At 59.8% G+C, this 21,318-nt stretch carries 20 protein-coding genes; 18 read left to right on the forward strand and 2 right to left on the reverse strand.

What is annotated here, in order from left to right; translation table 11 throughout:
- Positions 1–41: 41 nt before the first annotated feature.
- Together QP995_RS01130 and QP995_RS01135 are read left to right on the forward strand one after the other, a co-directional pair.
- The gene (locus tag QP995_RS01130; protein WP_187404224.1) at positions 42–1,433 is read left to right on the forward strand and encodes a 3' terminal RNA ribose 2'-O-methyltransferase Hen1; all 1,392 of its coding nucleotides are present in this window, start codon (positions 42–44) and stop codon (positions 1,431–1,433) included.
- A gap of 2 nt (positions 1,434–1,435) precedes the next feature.
- Entirely contained in the window at positions 1,436–3,904 is a 2,469-nt protein-coding gene (locus QP995_RS01135; protein ID WP_284852827.1) for a polynucleotide kinase-phosphatase, read from the forward strand.
- Between the two features lie 3 nt (positions 3,905–3,907).
- Here QP995_RS01135 and QP995_RS01140 read toward each other — a convergent pair whose 3' ends face one another.
- On the reverse strand, positions 3,908–4,888 hold the full coding sequence (locus tag QP995_RS01140; RefSeq protein WP_172954645.1) for an NUDIX hydrolase: 981 nt from the start codon (positions 4,886–4,888) through the stop codon (positions 3,908–3,910).
- Between the two features lie 112 nt (positions 4,889–5,000).
- On the opposite strand from QP995_RS01140, the gene QP995_RS01145 reads away from it, so the two are divergent.
- Together QP995_RS01145 and QP995_RS01150 are read left to right on the forward strand one after the other, a co-directional pair.
- The gene (locus tag QP995_RS01145) at positions 5,001–5,999 is read left to right on the forward strand and encodes an NAD(P)H-dependent glycerol-3-phosphate dehydrogenase (protein WP_016422532.1); all 999 of its coding nucleotides are present in this window, start codon (positions 5,001–5,003) and stop codon (positions 5,997–5,999) included.
- A gap of 35 nt (positions 6,000–6,034) precedes the next feature.
- Complete coding sequence (locus tag QP995_RS01150; RefSeq protein WP_049171570.1) at positions 6,035–7,138, forward strand: D-alanine--D-alanine ligase family protein; 1,104 nt, start codon at positions 6,035–6,037, stop codon at positions 7,136–7,138.
- A gap of 10 nt (positions 7,139–7,148) precedes the next feature.
- On the opposite strand, the gene QP995_RS01155 is transcribed toward QP995_RS01150, so the two are convergent.
- A complete protein-coding gene (locus tag QP995_RS01155; protein ID WP_284852828.1) occupies positions 7,149–8,129 on the reverse strand; it encodes a DUF3515 domain-containing protein in 981 nt (326 codons plus the stop codon).
- A gap of 111 nt (positions 8,130–8,240) precedes the next feature.
- Here QP995_RS01155 and QP995_RS01160 point away from each other — a divergent pair, with 111 nt between their 5' ends.
- The 14 genes from QP995_RS01160 to QP995_RS01225 all read left to right on the forward strand — a co-directional run bounded on the left by QP995_RS01160 (position 8,241) and on the right by QP995_RS01225 (position 21,290).
- Positions 8,241–9,197, forward strand: a complete 957-nt coding sequence (locus tag QP995_RS01160; RefSeq protein ID WP_284852829.1) for a thiamine-phosphate kinase — start codon at positions 8,241–8,243, stop codon at positions 9,195–9,197.
- Between the two features lie 37 nt (positions 9,198–9,234).
- Positions 9,235–9,900: a uracil-DNA glycosylase gene (locus QP995_RS01165; RefSeq protein WP_070852362.1), complete on the forward strand. Its 666-nt coding sequence runs from the start codon at positions 9,235–9,237 to the stop codon at positions 9,898–9,900.
- A 6-nt stretch (positions 9,901–9,906) separates the two neighbouring features.
- Positions 9,907–11,433 carry a DAK2 domain-containing protein gene (locus tag QP995_RS01170; RefSeq protein ID WP_284852830.1) on the forward strand — a complete coding sequence of 509 codons (1,527 nt, stop codon included), beginning with the start codon at positions 9,907–9,909 and terminating at the stop codon, positions 11,431–11,433.
- Positions 11,434–11,437: 4 nt separating this feature from the next.
- Positions 11,438–13,588: an ATP-dependent DNA helicase RecG gene (locus QP995_RS01175; RefSeq protein WP_284852831.1), complete on the forward strand. Its 2,151-nt coding sequence runs from the start codon at positions 11,438–11,440 to the stop codon at positions 13,586–13,588.
- Between the two features lie 24 nt (positions 13,589–13,612).
- On the forward strand, positions 13,613–13,885 hold the full coding sequence (locus QP995_RS01180) for an acyl-CoA carboxylase biotin carboxyl carrier protein subunit (RefSeq protein WP_049171558.1): 273 nt from the start codon (positions 13,613–13,615) through the stop codon (positions 13,883–13,885).
- Positions 13,886–14,452, forward strand: a complete 567-nt coding sequence (rsmD, locus tag QP995_RS01185; protein WP_048735471.1) for a 16S rRNA (guanine(966)-N(2))-methyltransferase RsmD — start codon at positions 13,886–13,888, stop codon at positions 14,450–14,452.
- A 45-nt stretch (positions 14,453–14,497) separates the two neighbouring features.
- Positions 14,498–14,971 (forward strand): pantetheine-phosphate adenylyltransferase, encoded by a 474-nt coding sequence (gene coaD / locus QP995_RS01190; RefSeq protein WP_016422540.1) that lies wholly within the window; start codon positions 14,498–14,500, stop codon positions 14,969–14,971.
- Between the two features lie 10 nt (positions 14,972–14,981).
- Positions 14,982–15,743, forward strand: a complete 762-nt coding sequence (locus QP995_RS01195) for an SPFH domain-containing protein (protein WP_049171555.1) — start codon at positions 14,982–14,984, stop codon at positions 15,741–15,743.
- A 29-nt stretch (positions 15,744–15,772) separates the two neighbouring features.
- Entirely contained in the window at positions 15,773–16,333 is a 561-nt protein-coding gene (locus QP995_RS01200) for a YceD family protein (RefSeq protein ID WP_048735478.1), read from the forward strand.
- A 42-nt stretch (positions 16,334–16,375) separates the two neighbouring features.
- Positions 16,376–17,104 carry a ribonuclease III gene (gene rnc, locus QP995_RS01205; RefSeq protein ID WP_049189534.1) on the forward strand — a complete coding sequence of 243 codons (729 nt, stop codon included), beginning with the start codon at positions 16,376–16,378 and terminating at the stop codon, positions 17,102–17,104.
- Positions 17,104–17,967 carry a bifunctional DNA-formamidopyrimidine glycosylase/DNA-(apurinic or apyrimidinic site) lyase gene (gene mutM / locus QP995_RS01210; RefSeq protein ID WP_049189533.1) on the forward strand — a complete coding sequence of 288 codons (864 nt, stop codon included), beginning with the start codon at positions 17,104–17,106 and terminating at the stop codon, positions 17,965–17,967. Before rnc ends, mutM begins: the two co-directional genes overlap by 1 nt.
- A gap of 18 nt (positions 17,968–17,985) precedes the next feature.
- Positions 17,986–19,446 carry an alanine/glycine:cation symporter family protein gene (locus QP995_RS01215; RefSeq protein ID WP_284852835.1) on the forward strand — a complete coding sequence of 487 codons (1,461 nt, stop codon included), beginning with the start codon at positions 17,986–17,988 and terminating at the stop codon, positions 19,444–19,446.
- A complete protein-coding gene (locus tag QP995_RS01220; RefSeq protein ID WP_049171546.1) occupies positions 19,436–19,717 on the forward strand; it encodes an acylphosphatase in 282 nt (93 codons plus the stop codon). Before QP995_RS01215 ends, QP995_RS01220 begins: the two co-directional genes overlap by 11 nt.
- 256 nt (positions 19,718–19,973) lie before the next feature.
- On the forward strand, positions 19,974–21,290 hold the full coding sequence (locus QP995_RS01225; protein ID WP_284852832.1) for an ammonium transporter: 1,317 nt from the start codon (positions 19,974–19,976) through the stop codon (positions 21,288–21,290).
- Positions 21,291–21,318 lie beyond the last annotated feature (28 nt).

The raw sequence follows: 21,318 nt of genomic DNA on the forward strand, positions 1-21,318 counted from the left end.
AATGCTCTAGTCCAATCCGCGGTAGGCGTTAGACTTGCCGTATGTATCTGGCAATCACTAAACACTCTCGGCTCGGTGAATCTTCGCCTGCTGAATCGGCACGCGATTTGGGATTTATTTTGCGAAAGCATCCCGATCGCGTGCATGAGTCCGAGTTAAAGTTCGGTGTTGCCAGAGTCTTTTTCCCCACGGCTACCGATGCCGAATGCACGGCAGCCCTTTGGGTTGATATTGACCGCGATGAGCTGCTGAAACTCAAGCAGTACCGCGCTGATACGTTCAATCTGACCGGCTACATCAATGACCGGCAATGGGCCGCGTCATCGCTTATGACAGTGGCGCTGAAGTCCGTCTTCTCCACGGCGATGGTCATGGAAAAGCCCTCGCCTTACGACGAAACCCCGAGCGACCTCACCGCGACAGTCGCCGCGGTACCCGGCACCGAGGAAGAAATCCGGGCTCTGTTCGAACCGCTGGGGTGGAACGTCGCCTGCGATTTTTCGAACAATATTGCCGGCCAGAAGTTCTCACCGACGATAACGCTTTCGGGTAGGGCAACCGTCCGCGATTTGCTCAATCACCTGTATATTCTGCTGCCCGTCCTCGACGGTGGGAAACACTATTGGGTCGATGACCGGGAAATCGACAAGCTCGCCGCGCGTGCGCGGGACTGGCTACCGGAGCACCCACAGCGGGAGAGAATCCTGGGGCGCTATCTTGCGGATCAAAAAGGCCTGGTCAACGAGGCCGTCGTGAAGCTTGCTGGGGAAGCCGCTGCAATCGAACTGCCCCGCGGTGACCAGCCAGCCAAGCCACTTAATCGACAGCGCCAAGAGCGAGTACTGCGTGAAGTACTTAGCCTGCGCCCGCGCAGTGTAGTCGACATCGGCTGCGGTTCCGGCGTGCTACTGGGGCCGATGCTGGAGAATCCGCGAATCGCGCAGATCGTTGGTACCGATGTTTCTGTGGGGGAGCTTCGTAAGGCGCACAAGGCGCTGAACCTAGATCGCATGCCGGAGCGCCAAGCCGCGCGGGTTGAGCTTTTCCAATCCTCGGTCACCTATGCCGATGAGCGCATTGCGAACATGGACGTGGCAATCCTGATGGAGGTCATCGAGCACATTGATGCCGACCGGCTGCCCGCGTTGGAGAACAACGTCTTTGGGCTCGCACGCCCGCAGTATGTCATCGTCACCACCCCAAATAGTGACTACAACGCTTGCTACCCAAACCTAGAGCCTGGACAGTTCCGGCACCTCGATCACCGTTTCGAGTTCAGCCGCGCGGAATTTCGTCAGTGGGCCAGGGGCGTGGCCGAGAAGTTCGGTTATCTGGTGGACTTCGACGGTATTGGGGACGTGCACGAAACTTACGGCCAACCTACACAAATGGCGGTCTTTTCCTACGACTTCACCGCAGCAGAGGAGAGCTAACTATGAGTACCATCTCACTTCCTAACCTCAGCTTGGTCATGCTGGTCGGTGTCTCTGGCGCTGGAAAGTCGACGTTTGCGGCACGGCACTTCGGCCCGTTTGAAGCCGTATCCTCGGATACTTGTCGCGGCATTGTTTCCAACGATCCGAATAACCAGGCGGCGACGGCGCCTGCTTTTGAGCTGCTGGAGACGATCGTCGGCAAGCGGCTGGAAGCAGGCTTACTCACCGTGGTCGATGCGACGAATGTGAAACCGCAGGACCGCGCCCGGCTCGTGAAGCTGGCGCGCAGACACCATGCGCTCAGTGCTGCTATCGTTTTGAATCTTCCGTTGGCGGAGGTGAAGGAGCGGCACAGGCAGCGCACTGACCGCAACTTCGGAGTAGAGGTGTTGGAGCGCCAGCACCGTGACCTGCGCCGAGGGCTCAAGCACCTGAAGCGCGAGAAGATTCACAACGTTTTCATCTTGAATTCCGCGGAGGAAATCGACAACGTCACCATTGAACGTGTGCCGCTGAAGGTCGATCGCAGCGATCTCCACGGCCCTTTCGACATCATCGGCGATGTCCACGGTTGCTTCGACGAGCTGACCGCACTGCTGGAGAAGCTCGGCTACGAGCTCTCGGCGGATGGCAGCAATGCTCATCACCCAGATGGCCGCAAGGCCATTTTCGTTGGTGACCTCGTTGACCGCGGCCCCAATAGCCCAGCCGTCTTGAAGCTGGTCATGGGGATGGTCTCGGACGGCAATGCTCTCTGCGTGCCCGGAAACCACGACTCTAAGTTGGTGCGCGCCCTCGACGGCCACAACGTCACCACGGGCCACGGGCTGGCCGAAACGCTCACTCAGCTCGCAGGCGAAAGTGAGGAGTTCCGGAAGGACGTCCGCGACTTCATCGACCACCTGCCTGTGCACTACGTGCTTGATGACGGAGCCCTGGTCGTAGCCCACGCGGGACTGCCTGAGCACCTCCATGGCAGGGCCTCTGGAAAAGTCCGCGAGTTCGCGCTCTACGGTGCGACTACTGGCAAGCTCGATGAAAATGGCCTGCCAGAACGTCTGGATTGGGCGGCGGACTACCGCGGTGCCGCCCGTGTTGTCTATGGCCACATGGAAGCGGACCGTCTGCGCTGGGTCAATAACACCATGTGCATCGACACCGGTTGCGTATTCGGCGGTAAGCTCTCTGCACTGCGCTATCCCGAACTAGAGAACGTGCAGGTCGATGCAAAGCAGACGTGGTGGGAGGCCCCATCCCGCAAGACCACCAACCGACCGGAGTCCGAGCTGCGTATCACTGACGTGTTAGACGTCGATGGTATCCAGACTGGGCGCCATGGACGCATCCGCATTGATAGTGACCGCGCGGCTGCAGCGCTGGAAACCATCAGCCGTTTCACGCTCGCGCCCGAGGGAATTCCTTACCTGCCACCGACCATGTCACCGGCGCCGACCTCGCAGCGAGAGGGATTCCTGGAACACCCGGAGGAGGCATTCCGCTACTACGCTGAACACACTGACCAGGTCATTTGTCAGGAAAAGCACATGGGTTCCCGAGCTGTGCTCTGCCTGATTCGGCCAGGAGCAAAGACCCGTTTCGGTGCTAGCACCTACGCATATACCCGGACGGGGCGTGCCTTCTTCGACGGTAAGAATCTAGCACTCGACGAAATGACCAAGGCCGCAGAGCGCGCCGGGCTTTTCGACCAATTCGGCGACTGGGTCCTGCTCGACGGCGAAGTATTGCCTTGGAATCTCAAGGCGCAAGGGCTTATCGACGACATCTATGCACCCACTGCTGCCGCCGGTATTGGTGCTGCCAGACAGCTCGCGGCCGCTCTGCAGGCAGCTACCGGCAGGAGAATAGAGGTCGGCGGTCCCGCTCCAGAACAGACTCTGGACGAGCTCGAGAAGTTCCGCGCTGCTTACAACCGCTATGTCGACAGCGACAACAAGATTCAGTTCGCACCCTTCCAAGTGCTGGCAAGTGAGGATGCCACCTGGCACTACAAGCCGCACTCATGGCACTTGGATATCGCGAACCAGCTGGTAGCAGCTGACAGTAAGATCTACCGGCAGACGCGCTGCTTCGTCCTCGACCCCAGTGACCCGGAACAGGTGGAGGCCGCATCGCAGTGGTGGTTGCAACTGACAGAGTCGGGCGGGGAGGGGGCCGTCGTCAAGCCAATGGAAAACGCGGCAGTGGACCGCCAGGTGCAGCCCGGCATGAAGGTGCGGGGGCGGGAGTATCTGCGCATGATTTATGGGCATGACTACCTGCACCCGCAGCGTCAAGAGCAGTTGAAGCGGCGAAATCTGCAGCACAAGCAGTCATCGGCGCTGCGCGAGTATGCCCTCGGCATTGAGTCGCTGGAGCGTCTAGCGGCGGGCGAGCCTCTGCATCGAATCCACGTCCCTGTCTTCGGCGTGTTGGCGCTGGAGTCAGAGCCGATGGATCCGAGGTTGTAGGGGTTACTTCACCGGCAGCGCCGAGGCGTAGTAATCAGCCGTGGTCATCACACCGTCGTTGAAGCCCAGCACCCAGGCAGAGCCCTTCTTGCACAGGATTTCCTCGTCGAAGGGCAGGGTACCCTCAGCGGACCAGGCGGCAAGCAGGTCTGGGATGGTGATGCCCTGAGAGCAGATGACGCTGACTCCGCCTAGCGCGACAATGTCTTCGAATGCCTTCTTGGACTCAACCTGGTTGGCAATCCAGTGCTCGTCGCCAAGCCGTTCGTCGACTGTGACCTGCATGCCCAGCTCTGCGGCGAGTGGCGCGACGGTGTCCTGGCAACGCACGGGCTCGGCGGAGTAGATCCGCTCGGGGCGGAAGCCTTCCAGGGCAGAGACGAGCAGTTCCGCTTGACGACGTCCCTTCTTATCCAGTGGTCGCAGTGCATCATTGCCGTTCCAGTTGGTGCGACGGTGCGCACGCCCATGGCGAACCAGAATGAGACGGGTGTCCGGTTCCTTGTTCATGCGCTTGCGGGCCTTGACCAGCACGTCGCGGTCGAGGTCGTAGGACAGCAGCTCCTCGGCTTCGTCCCAGGAGACCCAACGAAGCTCGTTGACCTCGGAGTTCTGTTCGAACTCGCCGTCTAGAACCTCAGCGGTCCAGTACCAGACCAGCTTCGTGCGTCCGGCGACAGGGTAAGAGACGTTGCCGACGAGCTTGCCCAGACGGACGCGGTAGCCGGTCTCTTCCCAGATTTCGCGGACAGCGGTGGCAATGAGGTTCTCGCCGGCGTCGAGCTTGCCTTTCGGCAGCGACCAGTCGTCGTAGGAGGGACGGTGAATCACGCAGATTTCAGGGTTGTGGACATCGCCGCGCCATAGAACCGCGCCGGCCGCGAAGGTCGGCTTGGTGACATCCTGACCTGGCTTCGTTGGAATCTGGCGCAGGCGACCGGTCACGGAGGTATCGCCCTTGAGGTCCTTGTCCTCTTCGTGCATCATCGTGAATTCCCTTTCAATCCTTTGTCGCCGACCTAGTTTAGTATCGCAGTGTGAGAACGTCTCGCTAGACTTGTTGGAGATTAGAGACTAACGGAGGAAGGTCGCGGCGATGGTGCAGGTTTCAGTGATGGGTGCGGGCTCGTGGGGCACGACGCTCGCCAAGGTTTTTGCTGATGCGGGCAATCCTGTACGGCTGTGGTCGCGACGTGCGGAGCAGGCACAGCGTATTCAGATCAGCCGCGAAAACCACGACTACCTGCCTGGTCTGGGGCTGCCGCGCAACATCGAAGCCACCTCGGATGCAGAGGCCGCGCTGAAGGGCGCGGATGTGGTGGTGCTGGGCGTGCCCTCGCAGACTCTGCGTGACAACCTCAAGGTCTGGAAGGACTTCATCGGGCCGGAGACGATTCTGCTCAGCCTGGCCAAGGGTGTGGAGCGCGAGACACATCTGCGCATGAGTGAGGTCATTGCGGAGGTCACAGACCTGCCAGCAGAGCGTATTGCGGTGCTGTCCGGCCCGAACCTCGCCCGCGAAGTTGCGATGGAGCAGCCAGCGGCAACGGTGATTGCTTGCGCCGATGAGAACAACGCCAAGATGATTCAGGCGGCAGTTGCCACTAATTACTTCCGCCCGTACACCAACACCGATGTGATCGGCTGCGAAATCGGCGGTGCCTGCAAGAACGTCATTGCGTTGGCCTGCGGTATGGCCGCTGGTCAAGGATTGGGTGAGAACACGCTGGCAACCATTATCACCCGTGGCTTGGCGGAAATCACGCGTCTGGGCGACGCGGTTGGTGCAGAAGATAAGACTTTCGCGGGATTGGCGGGCCTCGGTGACTTGGTGGCCACTTGTTCCTCGCCGCTGTCGCGTAACCGTACCTTCGGCGATCGTCTCGGTCGCGGTGACACGATGGAGCAGGCGCAGCACGCTACGCGCGGTCAGGTGGCTGAGGGTGTGATTTCTTCAATCTCGGTCCGTGACCTCGCTCGTCGCAATGGCGTGGAAATGCCAATTACTGAGGCCGTTTACGCCGTCTGCCACGAAGGCGCGAAGGTCGATGAGACAATTCGCAAGCTGATGGGGCGCAGCCGCAAGTCGGAGTAACCACTTAAACGAGGTCGGGGCTAAACTTAGTCACCATGACTTCGTCGAATAGCTCGTCTGCAGATCGCATTTCCGTCGCCGTGATCTACGGTGGTGCAAGCCCTGAGCACAGCGTCTCCTGTGTCTCGGCCGGCGCAATTATGGATCACCTGGATGAGGACCGCTTCCGAGTGGTTCCCATTGGTATTACCAAGGATGGTGTCTGGACCGTCGGTACGCGTGAGACGGATACGCTGCGCACGCAGGGGCGTACGATGCCGGAGGTCATCCCGGGCGAGGAAGTTGCGCTGAGCACCTCGCCGTCACGCCGCGGTGAATTCCGCTTCGTCACCGGTGATCGCGCCGGCGAGGTTTTCGACACCGTCGACGTTATCTTCCCGGTCCTCCACGGTCCGCACGGCGAGGACGGCACGATTCAGGGGCTCTTTGAGCTTTCCGGCATTGCTTATGTCGGCCCGGGCGTGCTCGCTTCCGCTGCGGGAATGGATAAGGAACGCACGAAGAATCTCTTGCAGGCAGCGGGGCTTCCTATTGGCAAGCAGGTTGTTTTGCATGTCGGCGAGTCGCTTTCCGACGAGGACAAGGAGACCCTTGGCCTGCCGGTGTTCGTTAAACCTGCCCGTGGTGGATCGTCGATTGGTATCTCCCGCGTCGATGATTGGGCGAATCTGGATGCGGCGGTAGAGCTGGCCCGAGAGCACGACTGGAAGGTCATTGTAGAGGCCGGTGTAGACGGCGCCGAAGTGGAGATTGGTGTGCTGCAGCGCGCTGACGGCAGCCTGCAGGTATCAGTTCCGTCGTTGCTGCGTGGCACGGAGGACTCTGACGAGGGCTTCTACGGTTTTGAGACCAAGTACTTGGATGATGTCGTCTCGGCGCAGATCCCGGCTGAGCTGCCGGAGGATGTTTTGAAGGCACTGGACACGGATGCTCGTCGGGCGTTCAGGGCACTGGGCTCTGATGGGCTGACTCGCGTGGACTTCTTTGTCACGGATAATGGCCCGATTATCAATGAGGTCAACACCATGCCGGGCTTTACCCCGATTTCGATGTACCCGCAGATGTTTGCGGCTTCCGGTGTTGCCTACGAGGAGCTGCTCAGCGCCCTGATTGAGCGGGCGCTGGTAGCTCGTCGATAGAAGTTGGTTCTTACTTTTCTTCGCTCGGCGAGATGTTCTCCAGGTTGTCAGCGATGACCGAGGAGAGCACCGGCATCAGTGAGCTGGCCTCCGACATCGGCATTTCAACGGCGACGAAGCGCTCCCGGCCCATGGCGTACCAGGTGGCGGAGGTACCGGAGGAGAGCGTTGGTTCGTTGAACCAGACAATGTCGCCAACCTGCGTCAGCTGCTGCGTGGTGGTGCTATAGCCAGCCGGCTCGTCGACACCACAGCGCAGCACCACCGGATCGGCTGGGGTGCCGCCCCAAATGACCATGTCCTTCGGCATGTCAGCCGGCATTTCCTCTGCGCTCAGAAGGTGACGGTTGCCAAGCTCGCGGGGGAGGGCAGCCTCCAAGCCGCTGCAGCGCTTATCAGCTTCCGGAGCTGCCAATTCTGCCAGCGGGACGCCGCCGCGCTCCGGCTTGTTCTTGTACTCGGAGTCCGGGCGCAGCGCCTCGGCGAGGTCACTCAGGGCATCCTCCGCCTCTGCATTTCCTTCGGCGGTAATCGCAACAACCGGTTCGCGCCCGACGGTGAACCAAGTCGCCAAAGACTCGTCGGTACTGTCGACCACGCGCAGCCACGAAATGCCCTTGACCTCTTCGGTCTTAGCCAGTTCGTTGTACTGGCTAGGTACGTTCGCGCCACAGCGCAGCGTGATGCGGTCTTGTTCCAAGTTTCGGTACACAGCGGCGCCTTCTGGAGCCGGCTCTGCAATGTCGGCGCGAACCAGACCTGCGGCGCGATCTGGCAGTCGGTCGAGCAGTTCCGCACACTCGGGCGAGTCATTGGCGGGAAGCTCCGGATTGGAAATCGCGACTGGCTTTGTCGCCTGATTATCCTGGTAAATCTTTGCGGCAAAAATAATGCCGAGGATAGCGATAATGGCGATAGCGAGTGCGATGCCCGCGCGTGTCCGGCTACCCTTGGACTGAACTGTTTCTCCCGATGGGGGTGCGTCTACCATGGGCCTGATTCTACGTTGTCCGGTACCAACTCCAATTGGTTGGGGGCACTACCGAGACGGGTTCCGCTATTAACGGTTAACCATCGACTATTAGGAATGTGACTCGACACTGTGACTGAATTGACCATTGGCGATATTGGCGAGTTTGGGGTCATTGAGGCCATCCGGGCTATCGCCCCGTCGGCACGCAATGGCGACGATGCCGCCGTCTTGACGCAGACAACCCCCAACGCCCGTTTTGTCACTTCCACCGACATGTTGGTGGAAGGGCGCCACTTCCGCCTGGACTGGTCGACACCTCAGCAAGTTGGAGCTAAGGCCGCAGTACAGAATTTCGCCGATATCGAATCGATGGGTGCGCGTCCAACGGCCATGCTTTTCGCCATCTCAGCACCGTTGCATACTCCGGTGAGTGTGGTCACCGGTATCGCCGAGGGATTGTGGCAGGAAGGCAAGCAATGTCCGGCGGAACTCGTCGGTGGTGACATGGTCAGCGGAGATTCTCTGGTGATTTCCATCAGTGCGATGGGCGAACTCGGTGGGCTTGGGCGGCCGCTGCTGCGCTCAGCAGCACGCGCGGGGGATACGGTGATTGCGTCGGGACGCATCGGCTACTCTGCTGCGGGCCTTGCGCTGCTGCAGCACTGCGGAAGCCCGGCAAAAATTCCAAGCGAGTTTGCGCAGCTGGTGGCCGCACACTGTACGCCCGAATTTGAATATCGCAGGGGTGCTACGGCGCGAGCCACAGGCGTGCGTTCACTGACGGACAATTCCGATGGACTGGTGGTGGATCTCCGTGCTATTGCGCAGGCCTCCAGGGTTACTTTGGAAGTTGACAGCAGTGCGATTGCGCCCGATGAGTTGCAGATTGCCGCTGGCGAATACCTCGACGTCGATCCATGGGAGTGGGTGCTCACCGGCGGGGAGGACCACACACTGATTGGTTCGACACCGGGGGAGCCTCCGACGGGGTTCCGCGCTATCGGCACGGTGTCGAAGGAAAAGTTCGATTCGGTGCTTATCGACGGCAAACCTCCTGCCCGCGATGCCGGTTGGGTTTCCTTTTAAGAGTTCGACGAGGTTTTGAGAAGAAAGGCTGCATGACATGGATCCGTTGCCGGTCGAAGAAGGGTGGCAGAAGGCGCTGGAGCCAGTGGCCGATGACATCCACCGGATGGGGCAGTTCCTGCGCGAGGAAAACGCGGCCGGCTACGGCTACCTGCCCGCGGGCACCGATGTGCTACGCGCCTTCACTTACCCATTCGATGAGGTCAAGGTGCTCGTCATCGGCCAGGACCCGTATCCGACCCCGGGGCACGCGATGGGGCTCAGCTTCTCGGTCCAACCGGATGTGAAGCCGGTACCGCGGTCGTTGGCGAATATTTTTAAGGAATACTCCTCCGACCTGGGGCTCCCGACTCCCTCCAACGGTGACCTCACTCCGTGGAGTAGGCAGGGCGTAGCTCTGTTCAACCGTGTGCTGACCGTGCGCCCGGGTGCTGCTGCCTCGCACCGCGGTAAGGGCTGGGAGGCAATCACGGAGCATGCCATCAAAGCATTGGTCGCTCGGGACAAGCCTCTCGTGGCAATTCTGTGGGGACGCGATGCGCAGAGTTTGCAGCGTTGGCTCCCGGGCGTGGACTGCATCTGTTCGCCGCACCCGTCACCGCTGTCGGCATCCCGTGGGTTCTTCGGGTCGCGCCCGTTCAGCCGGGCCAATGAGTCGCTGATTCGTCAGGGAGCTACCCCTATCGACTGGACGCTAGAATAGGAATTCATGTCTTCGCAGATTGGTTCTGCCGCGATTGTCGGCTGGGTTGCCCGGGGAATTGATGCGCTTCAATCCCGCCGCGATGAGATTAACAGTCTCAATGTCTTCCCAGTACCGGATTCCGATACCGGGTCGAATATGCTCGCGACGTTGAGTTCGGCCTATGAGGAAGCGCAAAAGGCTGACGCTTCCGATGTTCGCGCAGTCACCGCGGCCCTAGCTGCCGGTGCAGTGCGCGGTGCCCGCGGTAATTCGGGCACTGTGCTCTCGCAGGTTTTTCGCGCGGTGGCTGAGGCTGCCTCCGGTAGTGGCATTGGCGTTGAGTCGGTACAACACTCGCTAAAGCTAGCTGTGCAACATGTTTCCCAAGCGATTGCCAATCCGGTGGAGGGCACGATTCTGACAGTCCTGCAGCACGCCGCGATTGCCGCGGAGGAATTTGAGGGCGACTCGATTGAGGAGCTCGCCGACACGATCGCGGATGCCGCTCGCGATGCGCTGGCGAAAACCCCCAGCCAGCTCCCGGCACTGCAGCAGGCGGGCGTGGTCGACGCCGGCGGCGCGGGGTTGGTCATTCTGCTCGACGCGCTTGCCGACGAAGTCAGCGGCCGCGCAGCCGCACCGGTCGATTTGCATGTCGACGCGCCACACGTAGCCACCGTTGAGATGGAGGTCATGTACCTGATTTCCTTGGCGGATACCCAGGCGGTGGAAGCGCTGCGAGAGCGGTTGAACCCGCTGGGCAATTCGCTCATCATCGCAGGTGATGCTGGTAATGCGGAGACCGCGCAGTACATGGTGCACATCCACACAGTGGAGCCGGGCGCGGTTATCGAGGCAGCACTTGACTTCGGTCGTCCGGAACGCATCCGTATCGAGGTGCTCGATGAGCCGGAGACAACACCTGAGTCCACTCGCATCCTCATTGCGGTAGTGCCGGACGGTCCGCTGAATGATCTCATCACCTCCTCTGGGGCGATTGCTATCAGCCCGACCCCCGCTCCGACTCCCACATCCACTCCCACAGATCGAGCAGCCATCGCCGACCAGGAGTTCGCTGACAATGTGGTCACCAAGGCACTGACTGCCATGAGGGGCGCGGACGAGGTTATCCTGCTGCCAAATGGGCTGGTCAGCGACCAGGAATTGGCGGATATCGAATTCGCTGCTGCCGCGGCTAATCCGACGCTCGCGGTAGTGTCCACAGTCTCCATTCCGGCTGGCCTTGCTGCCTTGGCCGTGCATTCGGCTGAGCTGCCGCTGGCGGTTGCTGCGTATGCGATGGGAGAGGCTGCCAATGGCACGCGAACGGCTGTAGTCGCTGCGGACGTCGATAAGCCCCTGACTGACGCGCTCACAGAGACCATCTCAGACCTGTTGGCTGGCGGCGGGGAACTAGTGACTCTGCTGCTCGGGCGCGGAGCTGAGGGCGTGGACATAGCGCAAGTGCGGGCGCGGCTGGACAAGCCTGTGGAGGTCGTAGCCTATGATGCGACCGGCATCGATGAGCTGGTGCAGGTAGGAATCGAGTAGCGCGATGCTCGGATGGCTCGGCTCGGATTATGCGCGCACGCCCCTGAATATCGTGGTGGGGCCAAAGATTGCAAAGAAGCTGCATACGGCTTTTGGTATGGAGACCGTCTCGGATGCGCTGACGAATTTCCCGAAGCGCTACGTGGCGCAGGGTAAGAGCTTAGATGTGTCATTTTCCGACATTGGCGACACCATCACCACAGTCGTGGAGGTGCACAGCATTTCGCCAGCGCCCGCCTTCGCCGACCGACGCAAGCCACTGAAAATCTATGTCAGCGACGGCGTGCGCATTCTTCCGGCCGCGATTTTCGGTGCCGAATGGCTGCGCAATATGCTGCACCCCGGTGTGCGTCTACTCATTGTTGGCACGCTCAGCGAGTTCCGCAATGAGCTACAGCTGAAGAATGTTGATTGCATGGTGCTTAAAGCCGATGGTTCGGTAGGCGCAGCCACTGGCAAGCTGGCCACACTGACGAAGACAGCCAAGGGGATTGCGGAGATGCAGCGGCTGCTCACGCGCCCCTATCTGCCCATTTACCGTGGCCGTAAAGGAGTAGCGGGTATTCACCTGGCTCTGTACATGCAGCGCATCCTCGAATGGTTACCGCTGCAGCCAGACCCATTGCCCGCCACGCCGGAGGGACTTACCGATTTCGACTCCGCACTGCGTGGCGCACACTTTCCCTCCATCGCGGGCCCCGATATTGCGCTTGCCCGTCTGAAGTACGACGAAGCGCTTGAGCTCCAGCTCGCCGTTGGTGCACGCAAGCGTACTCAAGCGAGCCTCACCGCGCCGGCCTGCATGGAAGTCGCCGGGGGACTTCGCGACGAGCTACGCCGGGGGTTGCCGTTTTCGCTTACCGACGGTCAGGTCGCGGTCGCAGCCGATATTGCGCACGATATGGCGAGGCCTAACCCAATGAACCGCCTGCTAGCAGGTGAAGTTGGCTCGGGTAAAACCGTGGTGGCCCTGCTGGGAATGCTGCAAGCAGTCGATGCCAGCAGGCAGTGCGCGATGCTGGCGCCGACGGAAGTCCTGGCCCAACAGCACTACCGATCGCTGACAGCGATGCTGGAGCAAGCTGGAGTAGCAGTGACTGTACGACTGTTGACGGGATCGATGTCGACGAAGGAGCGCCGGGCAACCCTGTTGGAGGCAGTCAACGGGGAGGCTGACATTGTCGTCGGCACGCATGCCCTGCTCAGTGAGGGCGTGGAGTTCTTCGATCTCGGGCTGGTGGTCGTCGATGAGCAGCACCGCTTTGGTGTGCGCCAGCGCGATCAGCTGCGAAGCAGGGGACGGGGTGGAATGACACCGCATCTGTTGGTGATGTCGGCAACCCCGATTCCGCGCACGGTAGCGATGACCATTTTTGGCGACCTCGCAGTTTCGCAGTTGACGGAATTGCCACGGGGACGTCAGGAAATCCAATCCTTTGTCGTACCGACGCTGGAAAAGCCGCGCTGGGAGGCACGAACCTGGGAGCGGATTGGGGAAGAAGTGGCCAAGGGCAACCGCGCCTTCATTGTCTGTCCCCGCATTACCCGCGACGAGGAACAGTTCCTCGACGAGTCCGTGGAGGCGGTGTTCGACCGAGCGAGGAAAAAACTGCCCGGTATACGTATCAGTCAGTTGCACGGCAATATGGCACCGGAGGACAAAGACCGCGTGATGCAGGCCTTTGCCACAGGACAGCTGGATGTGCTGGTGTCCACCACAGTTATCGAAGTCGGCGTGGATGTACCAGAGGCCACGATCATGATGATTCGCCGCGCCGAGAGCTACGGTATCTCGCAGATTCACCAGCTGCGCGGTCGTGTCGGCCGTGGTGACCGTGGTGGCCTGTGCTTCCTATGTACACACACGCATTCGCAGACACCGGAGCGCACCCGGCTGGACCGCATTGCCGCCACCACCGACGGCATTCAACTGGCGGAGCTGGACCTGGCCACGCGTAGTTTCGGCGATCTGCTCGGCGATGACCAATCGGGACTGGCAACCGGCCTCGGCCTGGTGGACCTCACCACCGACGGCGAAATCATCGAGCGCACCCGACATGATGCCATGGCTCTTCTCGATGTTGATGAGAGGCTTGTGGGAGAGCTTATCTCCGATATCGATGAAGAGCAGTCGAACTACTTGGACCGCTCCTAGTAAGACCAAAGTAGACTGTTGGGCATGGTAGATGTCTGTGCACCTTTTGCAGGAGTAGTCCGCTGGGAGGTCGCCGAGAAAGACTCGGTGACGACCGGTCAGGTTATTGCGGTCGTGGAGGCCGTCAAGCTAGAAGCGCCGGTTTTAGCGCCCTGCCCGGGCACGGTCGCGGAGGTGGCGGCAGATCAATTTGTGGATGTCGAAGGCGGTCAGCTGCTGGCAAGAATCACGCCAGCAACTCACAGCGCCACGGCACAGCACAACGGCAACGAGAACACATCGCACGAAGGGAAGTAGATGACCCGCATTATTGCAGGTGAGGCACGCGGTCGTAGGCTAGTCGCGCCTAAGGGAGAGACCACTCGGCCAACTAGTGACCGCGCGAAGGAAGCCATCTTTTCCTCCTGGTCAACACGCTTTGGGCTAGAGGGAACTCGCGTTCTCGACCTGTTTGCTGGCTCGGGCGCGCTCGGTTTGGAAGCGGCTTCTCGCGGCGCGCGTTCCGTCGTGTTGGTGGAAAACGATCCGAACGCCATTGCCGCTATTGAAAAGAACATTCGCACCGTGGGGCATCCTGATGTGGCCGTGTCTCCGATGAAAGTGTCGTCGTACCTTGCGGGCGCGCCGGGCGAGCCTTTTGACCGCGTTATTGCGGATCCGCCCTATGAGCTGGCGGGGGAGGCCGTTACAGAGATGCTGGAGGCGCTGCGCAGTTTCCTCGCGCCGGGCGCGGTCGTGACTGTGGAGCGTCACCGCGATGACGAGGAGACGCAGTGGCCCGAGGGCTACGAACAGCTCCAGCAGAAGCTGAAGCGTCGCATTCACGGTTTGGCGCGCTTCGACACCGCTATCTACAACGCTTAACGTTCTTCTTTACGCTTTACGACGGCCAAAGGTGGTTTGACCTCTATGACTCACGCATGCTGCCCCGGTTCCTACGATCCCATGACCTCTGGTCACCTCGATGTGATTGAGCGTGCCGCGCGCCAATTCGATCAGGTGACCGTGCTGGTTACCCACAACCCGAATAAGCAGGGCATGTTCAACGTCGAAGAGCGCATGGACCTCATTCGGCAGTGCACGCAGCACTTGGACAATGTGCAGGTGGACTCCTGGTCGAAGCTGTTGGTTGACTACACCTCCGCGCAGGGTATCACCTGCCTGGTCAAGGGTCTGCGCTCGGCGGCGGACTACGAGTACGAGGCGCCCATGGCGCAGATGAATCGGCGCATGACGGGCATTGAGACTCTCTTTGTGGAAGCTGATCCGAAGTACGGTCATGTGTCGTCGACACTGATGAAGGAAGTTGTTCGCTACGGCGGTTCGGTGGAAGGGCTAGTTCCTGAGCCTGTCTTGCACGCCCTGCAGCGCCGACTGAAGTAGCATGTAAGTCATGTTTCGCGTCTTCGAATCTCTTGATGAACTGGTCCAGATCCTAGAAGAGGCACACGGCGTGCCACTGTCGGCCAATTGTATGGTTCCGCGTCAGCGTGTTCTCGAGTTGCTCGATGAGCTGAGGGATGCTTTCCCGGCTGAGCTCGATGACGCGCAGGATGTCTTGGACCAGCGGGATGAGATTATCAACGATGCTGAAGCCCGGGCGAACAACACCATTTCGACTGCGGATGAAGAAGCCCATCGCATTGTCGACGAGGCCGAGGCCCGCGCTAACCACACCGTCGAGGATGCCAATGCCCACGCAGCTGGCACCGTCGCGGCCGCTGAGGACGACGCCCGTCGCCTCCGCGAGGATGCTCAGCACGAGTACGACAGCATTGTGGATCGTGCTTCTGCCGAGTCCGATCGCCTGATTCACGCTGGTAACGAATCCTACGAGCGTTCCGTTGCGGAAGGCCGCGAGGAGCAGGCTCGCCTGGTCGCTGAGTCAACGGTCGTCCGCGAAGCCAACGACGAGGCGAATCGTCTGCTTTCCGACGCACACGCGGATTCCTCTCGCCTCCGTGAAGAGTGTGACCGCTACGTTGATTCCAAGCTCGCCGAGTTTGAACAGACTCTCCAGGAGACCCTGCGTAATGTCGGTCGCAATCGCTCGGTACTGCGTTCGGGGGCCGGTGCCGTCGGCGGTGGTGCAGGGGCACAGAGCGCGCCGTCTTCCTTCTCCGAGGGGCAGGAACGCCGCCGGTACGAGCGTTAGCGCATCTTCGGGGTAGACTGAGGTCTATCATGACTGACTCATCCCCATTTGTTCTGGACGTTTCGACATGTCTGCAGGGCGGCATGCCCGAGCAGTTCCGCAAGGTAGGCGATAGCCCCGTCCGCGTTGGTGTCGAGATGATTGGCATCGCCGCTGGCGAGGAGGTTGTCGTTGACGGCATTGTCACGAACCTCGGCAGTGGTGTCATGGTTGACGCGACTGTGACTGCCAAGGCCACCGGCGAGTGTGTCCGCTGCCTAGCCCCGCTGAATCCGGAGCTCAGCTTCCACATTTCGGCTGTCTTTTCCAACAACGAGGACTTCATCACAGGCGACGATGCCGAGGAAGAAGACCTTGAGGACGAAGTTGGCCAGATCGTCGACAATACGGTGGATATCACTCAAGCCGTCATCGATGAGGCGGGCTTGAATCTGCCCTTCAATCCGACCTGTCTGGATTTCGATTCCAGCTGTGCTGAGTCGGACTCAGAAGTGCCGGAGCCAGACGGCATCTCGGGTGAAGAGGAGCGCATTGATCCGCGTTGGGCTGGCCTGGCGGAAAAGTTTGGCTCGCTCGGCGACGAGAAGTAATCGACGACGACTTAGACGAAGACTTTAAAGGAGATATAACGGATGAGCCGCAAGCGTCGGCTAACCGGTGAGGCGGCTAGAAAGGCGGCTTTCGAGGCCGTCGATCACGCCCCGCTGCTGGAAAAACTCGGTGTTGAGCTATCAGAGGAGTCCCTGAAGCTCGCTTTGACCCACCGCAGTTTCGCGAATGAAAATGGCATGCTGACCAATAACGAGCGGCTAGAGTTCCTGGGCGACGCCGTGCTGGGCATGTGCGTTGCTGAAGAACTCTACCGTCGCTTCCCGGACCGCGCTGAGCAGGATATTTCCAAGATGCGCGCAGGTGTCGTGAACATGTACGCGCTGGCTGACCTGGCCCGCAGTATCGGATTGGGGGAGCACATTCTCCTCGGTCGCGGTGAGAAGGCCACCGGTGGTGCGGATAAGCACTCAATTCTCGCTGACACCACCGAGGCGCTGCTGGGTGCCATTTACCTGCAGCATGGCTTTGAGGTTGCCCGCGAGACCGTTCTTCGCCTGTTTAACCAGATGATTGACGATGCCCCGACGGAGTCTCGCGGTCGTGACTGGAAGACGCTGTTGCAGGAGCGCCTGGCAGCCAAGCAACTACCGGCTGCTGAGTACACCGTGCGCACCACCGGCCCCGACCATGACCTAACTTTCTACGTTGACGTGCTGGTTGACGGCGTGGTTAAGGGCAGCGGTACCGGCGCCACGAAGAAGGAAGCCGAGATGCACGCCGCGCATCAGGCGCATACTGCACTGGCATAATGCCCGAGCTTCCTGAAGTCGAGTCCGTACGCCGCGGTCTCGACGCTTACGTCGTCGGTGGCCGCATCGAGGACACTTTCGTCTACAACGCTCGTGCCGTGCGGCGCCAACCCGGTGGTGCCGCAGAGTTTATCGGTCGCACGCGCGGGCGCACGGTTATCGCTACGGATCGCCGCGGCAAGTTCATGTGGCTCACGCTTGACGACGACTCCGCAATTGCCATCCACCTGGGTATGAGCGGCCAATTGCGTGTGGAAGCTCCGTACACGCCCGATACGCTGCCCGGACGCCACACCAGGGCCGCATTTGACATAGCCCTGCCGGACGGCGCTCGGCACCTTATCAACTTCAACGATCAGCGCACCTTTGGTTGGGTCTGGGCCTGTGAAATGGTCGAATCCCACGGTCGCTTTGTTCCGGAACCCGCAGCCAAGATCGCGCCCGATCTATTGGAGCCAACTGTCGATGTGGTTGCACTTGCACACCGCATGATGAAGTCGCGTTCGCCGATTAAGGCCGTATTGCTCAACCAGAACATTGTGTCGGGTATCGGTAACATCTATGCCGACGAAATGCTTTGGGCAGCGAAGGTCGATGGGCGCGTGCCGGCGTGTGACCTTTCGGTCCGTCGTTTAGCGAAACTTTTGCGCGAGGGGCAAGCGGTACTTCAGCGGGCGCTAGCGGCGGGTGGCACGAGCTTCGATGCGTTATATGTGCATGTCAACGGCGAAAGTGGCTATTTCGAGCGGAGCTTGAACGCCTATGGCCAAGCGGGGGAGCCGTGCTCGAGGTGTGGGCGCGCAATTGTCCGTCTGCCATTTGGGAATAGATCGAGTTATCTGTGTCCCACCTGTCAGCGCTAGAATTTCCTTATGAGCTTCATGGAACAAGCGACCGATTGGGTCAACGCCTGGAATGACAAGTACTGGCTGTTCATGATTCTGCTACTCAGCGGTGCAGGCCTGTACTTCTGCTGGCGGACCATTGTGGTGCAGCTCCGGTACATCCCGGAGATGTTCAAGGCAATTACCGAAAAGCCGTCTGACATCTCCGAGGGGGTCAAGGGCATCTCGGCCTTTAAGGCCTTCACAATCTCTGCTGCCTCGCGTGTCGGTACCGGTAACGTCGCAGGTGTGGCGGTGGCAATCACTACGGGTGGGCCAGGTGCCGTGTTTTGGATGTGGCTGCTCGCTGCGATTGGCGGTGCTACCAGCTTCGTGGAGTCGACGCTGGCGCAGCTGTACAAGGTGCGGGATAAGGACTCTTACCGAGGAGGGCCCGCGTACTACATCACCAAGGGGCTGGGAGAGAACTGGCGCTGGATGGCGTCGCTCTTCGTCATCGCTATCACGGTGACCTACGGTTTTGTGTTCAATGCGGTGCAGTCCAACTCAATCACGGCGGCTGTGGCTGAGTCGACTGGTCAGGGAACGCCGATCTTTAAATTCTGCGTCGGCATTGTGCTGGCAATCTTGGCCGGCGTCATCATCTTCGGTGGTGTGCAGCGCATTTCGGCGGTGACGCAAATTGTCGTACCGATCATGGCCGTGGCCTACATCATCCTCGGTCTGATTGTGCTGGCTCTCAATATCACTGAAGTGCCGGGCATGATCAAGCTCATCTTCGAGCACGCCTTCGGTATCCGTGAGATTGCTGGTGCTGCCGTCGGTACCGCCATGATGCAGGGTATTCGCCGCGGTCTGTTCTCCAATGAAGCCGGTATGGGTTCCACTCCGAATGCGGCGGCGACGGCATCGGTGTCGCACCCGGTCAAGCAGGGCCTCATTCAGACCATGGGCGTCTACTTCGATACCTGGGTCGTCTGTACCATCACCGCGGTTATCATCCTGCTGTCCGACCCGACTTTCGGCGGCGATGTAGAGGGCACCGCGCTGACTCAGACTGCGCTGTCAGCGCAGGTGGGTACGTGGGCTATCCACGCGGTTACGGTTATCATCTTCTTCCTTGCGTTCTCCTCGCTGGTGGGCAACTACTACTACGCCGAAGCAAATATCCCGTTCCTGTCTAAGAGCAAGGCTGTCCTGAACACCGTGCGTGTCCTGGTCATCCTGTGCGTGATTGGCGGAGCTGTCGGTTCCGTGCCGCTCGTCTGGTCGCTTGCAGATACTTTCTCCGCACTCATGGCCACCATCAATATCATCGCCATTCTGCCGCTGGGCGGCGTAGCTGTCGCCCTACTAAAGAATTACTCCGAGCAGAAGTCCAAGGGGCTTAATCCGGTATTCCACCGCGATGATCTGCCTAACGTCCGCGGCCACGACAAGATTGAGTGCTGGGACGGTTCCGACCCGATGACAGTGCGTGAGTCCGATGTTGCTTAACGACGTCCGCCTCACCGCGTGGGTACACGGTCGTGTTCAAGGTGTTGGTTTTCGCTGGTACACCCGCGCGACGGCTCTGGAGTTGGGGTTGGTTGGTTACGCCCAGAACTACCCGGATGGTCGGGTGTTAGTTGTTGCTGAAGGGCCACGGGCAGACTGTGAGAGTTTGCTCGCTTGGCTTGAGGGGCCGAATACTCCGGGCGATGTGACGGCAGTGGTGCCGTTATGGCAGGAACCGAAGGGTGCATTGAGCACGTTTGACCGTCGTTAAGCGGGTGCCAACTGCCTTCCTCCCCCCCCATGTCGGTGTAGGAATCCGAAAAATTCGAATACGTTCTATCCCTCGCTCTATGTCATTGTTTTTGCGCAGTTGGCGGGGGATTTTTCGTGTCTTGAGGTAGTCGATTGGTGCGTTGTAGAGGTCTCAGAGCGCTAAAAACCTACGCAACCGGGAAAACGAATACGTAAATACGAAAGGCGAGTGGATTAAGTTAATAACTACCTACTGACAGGCAGGGGAGGCACATATGACGCCTGAAGAAGTAATTGCACAGTCTGGAAACTCAGCGTGGATGCTGATTTCGGCTTCGTTGGTTTTGCTGATGACACCGGCGCTCGCGCTGTTCTATGGCGGCATGTCGCGACAGAAGTCGGTGCTCAACATGATGATGATGAGCTTTGGTGCTGTCGGCGTTGTCGGTGCCATTTACGTGCTGTGGGGCTGGTCGATGTCCTACGGATCGCAGTCGATCGGTGGTGTTTTTGCCAACCCATTCGAGTTCTTCGGTCTGCGTAACTCAATCACGGATGGCGACGGCAACTACATTGCGAGTGCGAACGGTTACCCAAACATCATCGACATTGGGTTCCAGCTCACGTTCTGCTCGATTTCTGTAGCGCTGATCTCTGGGGCGCTGGCCGAACGCGTGAAGTTCTCCACCTGGTTGATTTTCGTCGGCTTCTGGACGACGCTGGTGTACTTCCCAATGGCCTTCATGGTCTGGGGCGGTGGCCTGCTGAGCCACTCGGCAGAGGGGCTGTCGGCAAAGCTGTTCGGTACCGCTGACGGTGAAGCATTGATCGCTCCAATTGACTTCGCTGGCGGTACGGTTGTGCACATTGCTGCTGGTACTGCCGCTTTGGTGCTGGCGATTATCGTCGGTAAGCGCAAGTCCATCGATGGCAGCCAGCATCGCCCGCACAATCTGCCACTCGTCATGCTGGGTGCTGCACTGCTGTGGTTCGGCTGGTTCGGCTTCAACGGCGGTTCGGCATTTGCGGCCGACGGTGTCGCTGGTCTGGCATGGCTGAATACGACGGTGGCAGCGTGCGTGGGGATGCTCGGCTGGATTTCACTCGAGCGTATTCGTGATGGACATCCCACCTCGCTGGGCGCCGCTTCGGGTGTCATCGCAGGGCTTGTGACTATTACTCCGGCCGCAGGAGATATGAACCCAGTGACGTCAATCATTCTGGGCTATATCGGCGGTGCGCTGGCTTGCTGGGGAGTGGGCTTGAAGTACAAATTCAACTTCGATGACACCCTGGATGTGGTTGGTCTGCATCTGGTTGCAGCTATGTGGGGAACGATTGGTGTTGGCCTGCTGGCTAATGATCGCGGACTGCTTACCGGCGGTGGCATCGACGGGCTGAAGTTGTTTGCCATCCAGATCATTATTGCTGTCATCGCAGCTGTGTTCTCGGGCGTGCTGACGTACATCATTGCCCGAGTCCTGAAGGCAACCGTCGGTTGGCGTATCCACGGCGAGCAGGAACATTCTGGTATCGACGTCGCTCAGCACGGTGAGTCGGCCTACACGTCGGCCAAGCAGGCGGCTGTGTAAACGGCGCCGTGTAAACAAGGCTGTGTAA

Source organism: Corynebacterium sp. MSK032 (assembly GCF_030232065.1).
In the GTDB taxonomy this organism is placed as follows: Bacteria; Actinomycetota; Actinomycetes; order Mycobacteriales; family Mycobacteriaceae; genus Corynebacterium; species Corynebacterium jeikeium_D.

Bases quoted from the DNA above. Each gene is read 5' to 3' on its own strand.
- QP995_RS01130 (WP_187404224.1), top strand. From the start codon at position 42: ATGTATCTGGCAATCACTAAACACTCTCGGCTCGGTGAATCTTCGCCT.
- QP995_RS01135 (WP_284852827.1), top strand. From the start codon at position 1,436: ATGAGTACCATCTCACTTCCTAACCTCAGCTTGGTCATGCTGGTCGGT.
- QP995_RS01140 (WP_172954645.1), bottom strand. From the start codon at position 4,888: ATGCACGAAGAGGACAAGGACCTCAAGGGCGATACCTCCGTGACCGGT.
- QP995_RS01145 (WP_016422532.1), top strand. From the start codon at position 5,001: ATGGTGCAGGTTTCAGTGATGGGTGCGGGCTCGTGGGGCACGACGCTC.
- QP995_RS01150 (WP_049171570.1), top strand. From the start codon at position 6,035: ATGACTTCGTCGAATAGCTCGTCTGCAGATCGCATTTCCGTCGCCGTG.
- QP995_RS01155 (WP_284852828.1), bottom strand. From the start codon at position 8,129: ATGGTAGACGCACCCCCATCGGGAGAAACAGTTCAGTCCAAGGGTAGC.
- QP995_RS01165 (WP_070852362.1), top strand. From the start codon at position 9,235: ATGGATCCGTTGCCGGTCGAAGAAGGGTGGCAGAAGGCGCTGGAGCCA.
- QP995_RS01170 (WP_284852830.1), top strand. From the start codon at position 9,907: ATGTCTTCGCAGATTGGTTCTGCCGCGATTGTCGGCTGGGTTGCCCGG.
- QP995_RS01175 (WP_284852831.1), top strand. From the start codon at position 11,438: ATGCTCGGATGGCTCGGCTCGGATTATGCGCGCACGCCCCTGAATATC.
- QP995_RS01180 (WP_049171558.1), top strand. From the start codon at position 13,613: ATGGTAGATGTCTGTGCACCTTTTGCAGGAGTAGTCCGCTGGGAGGTC.
- rsmD (WP_048735471.1), top strand. From the start codon at position 13,886: ATGACCCGCATTATTGCAGGTGAGGCACGCGGTCGTAGGCTAGTCGCG.
- coaD (WP_016422540.1), top strand. From the start codon at position 14,498: ATGACTCACGCATGCTGCCCCGGTTCCTACGATCCCATGACCTCTGGT.
- QP995_RS01195 (WP_049171555.1), top strand. From the start codon at position 14,982: ATGTTTCGCGTCTTCGAATCTCTTGATGAACTGGTCCAGATCCTAGAA.
- QP995_RS01200 (WP_048735478.1), top strand. From the start codon at position 15,773: ATGACTGACTCATCCCCATTTGTTCTGGACGTTTCGACATGTCTGCAG.
- rnc (WP_049189534.1), top strand. From the start codon at position 16,376: ATGAGCCGCAAGCGTCGGCTAACCGGTGAGGCGGCTAGAAAGGCGGCT.
- mutM (WP_049189533.1), top strand. From the start codon at position 17,104: ATGCCCGAGCTTCCTGAAGTCGAGTCCGTACGCCGCGGTCTCGACGCT.
- QP995_RS01215 (WP_284852835.1), top strand. From the start codon at position 17,986: ATGGAACAAGCGACCGATTGGGTCAACGCCTGGAATGACAAGTACTGG.
- QP995_RS01220 (WP_049171546.1), top strand. From the start codon at position 19,436: ATGTTGCTTAACGACGTCCGCCTCACCGCGTGGGTACACGGTCGTGTT.
- QP995_RS01225 (WP_284852832.1), top strand. From the start codon at position 19,974: ATGACGCCTGAAGAAGTAATTGCACAGTCTGGAAACTCAGCGTGGATG.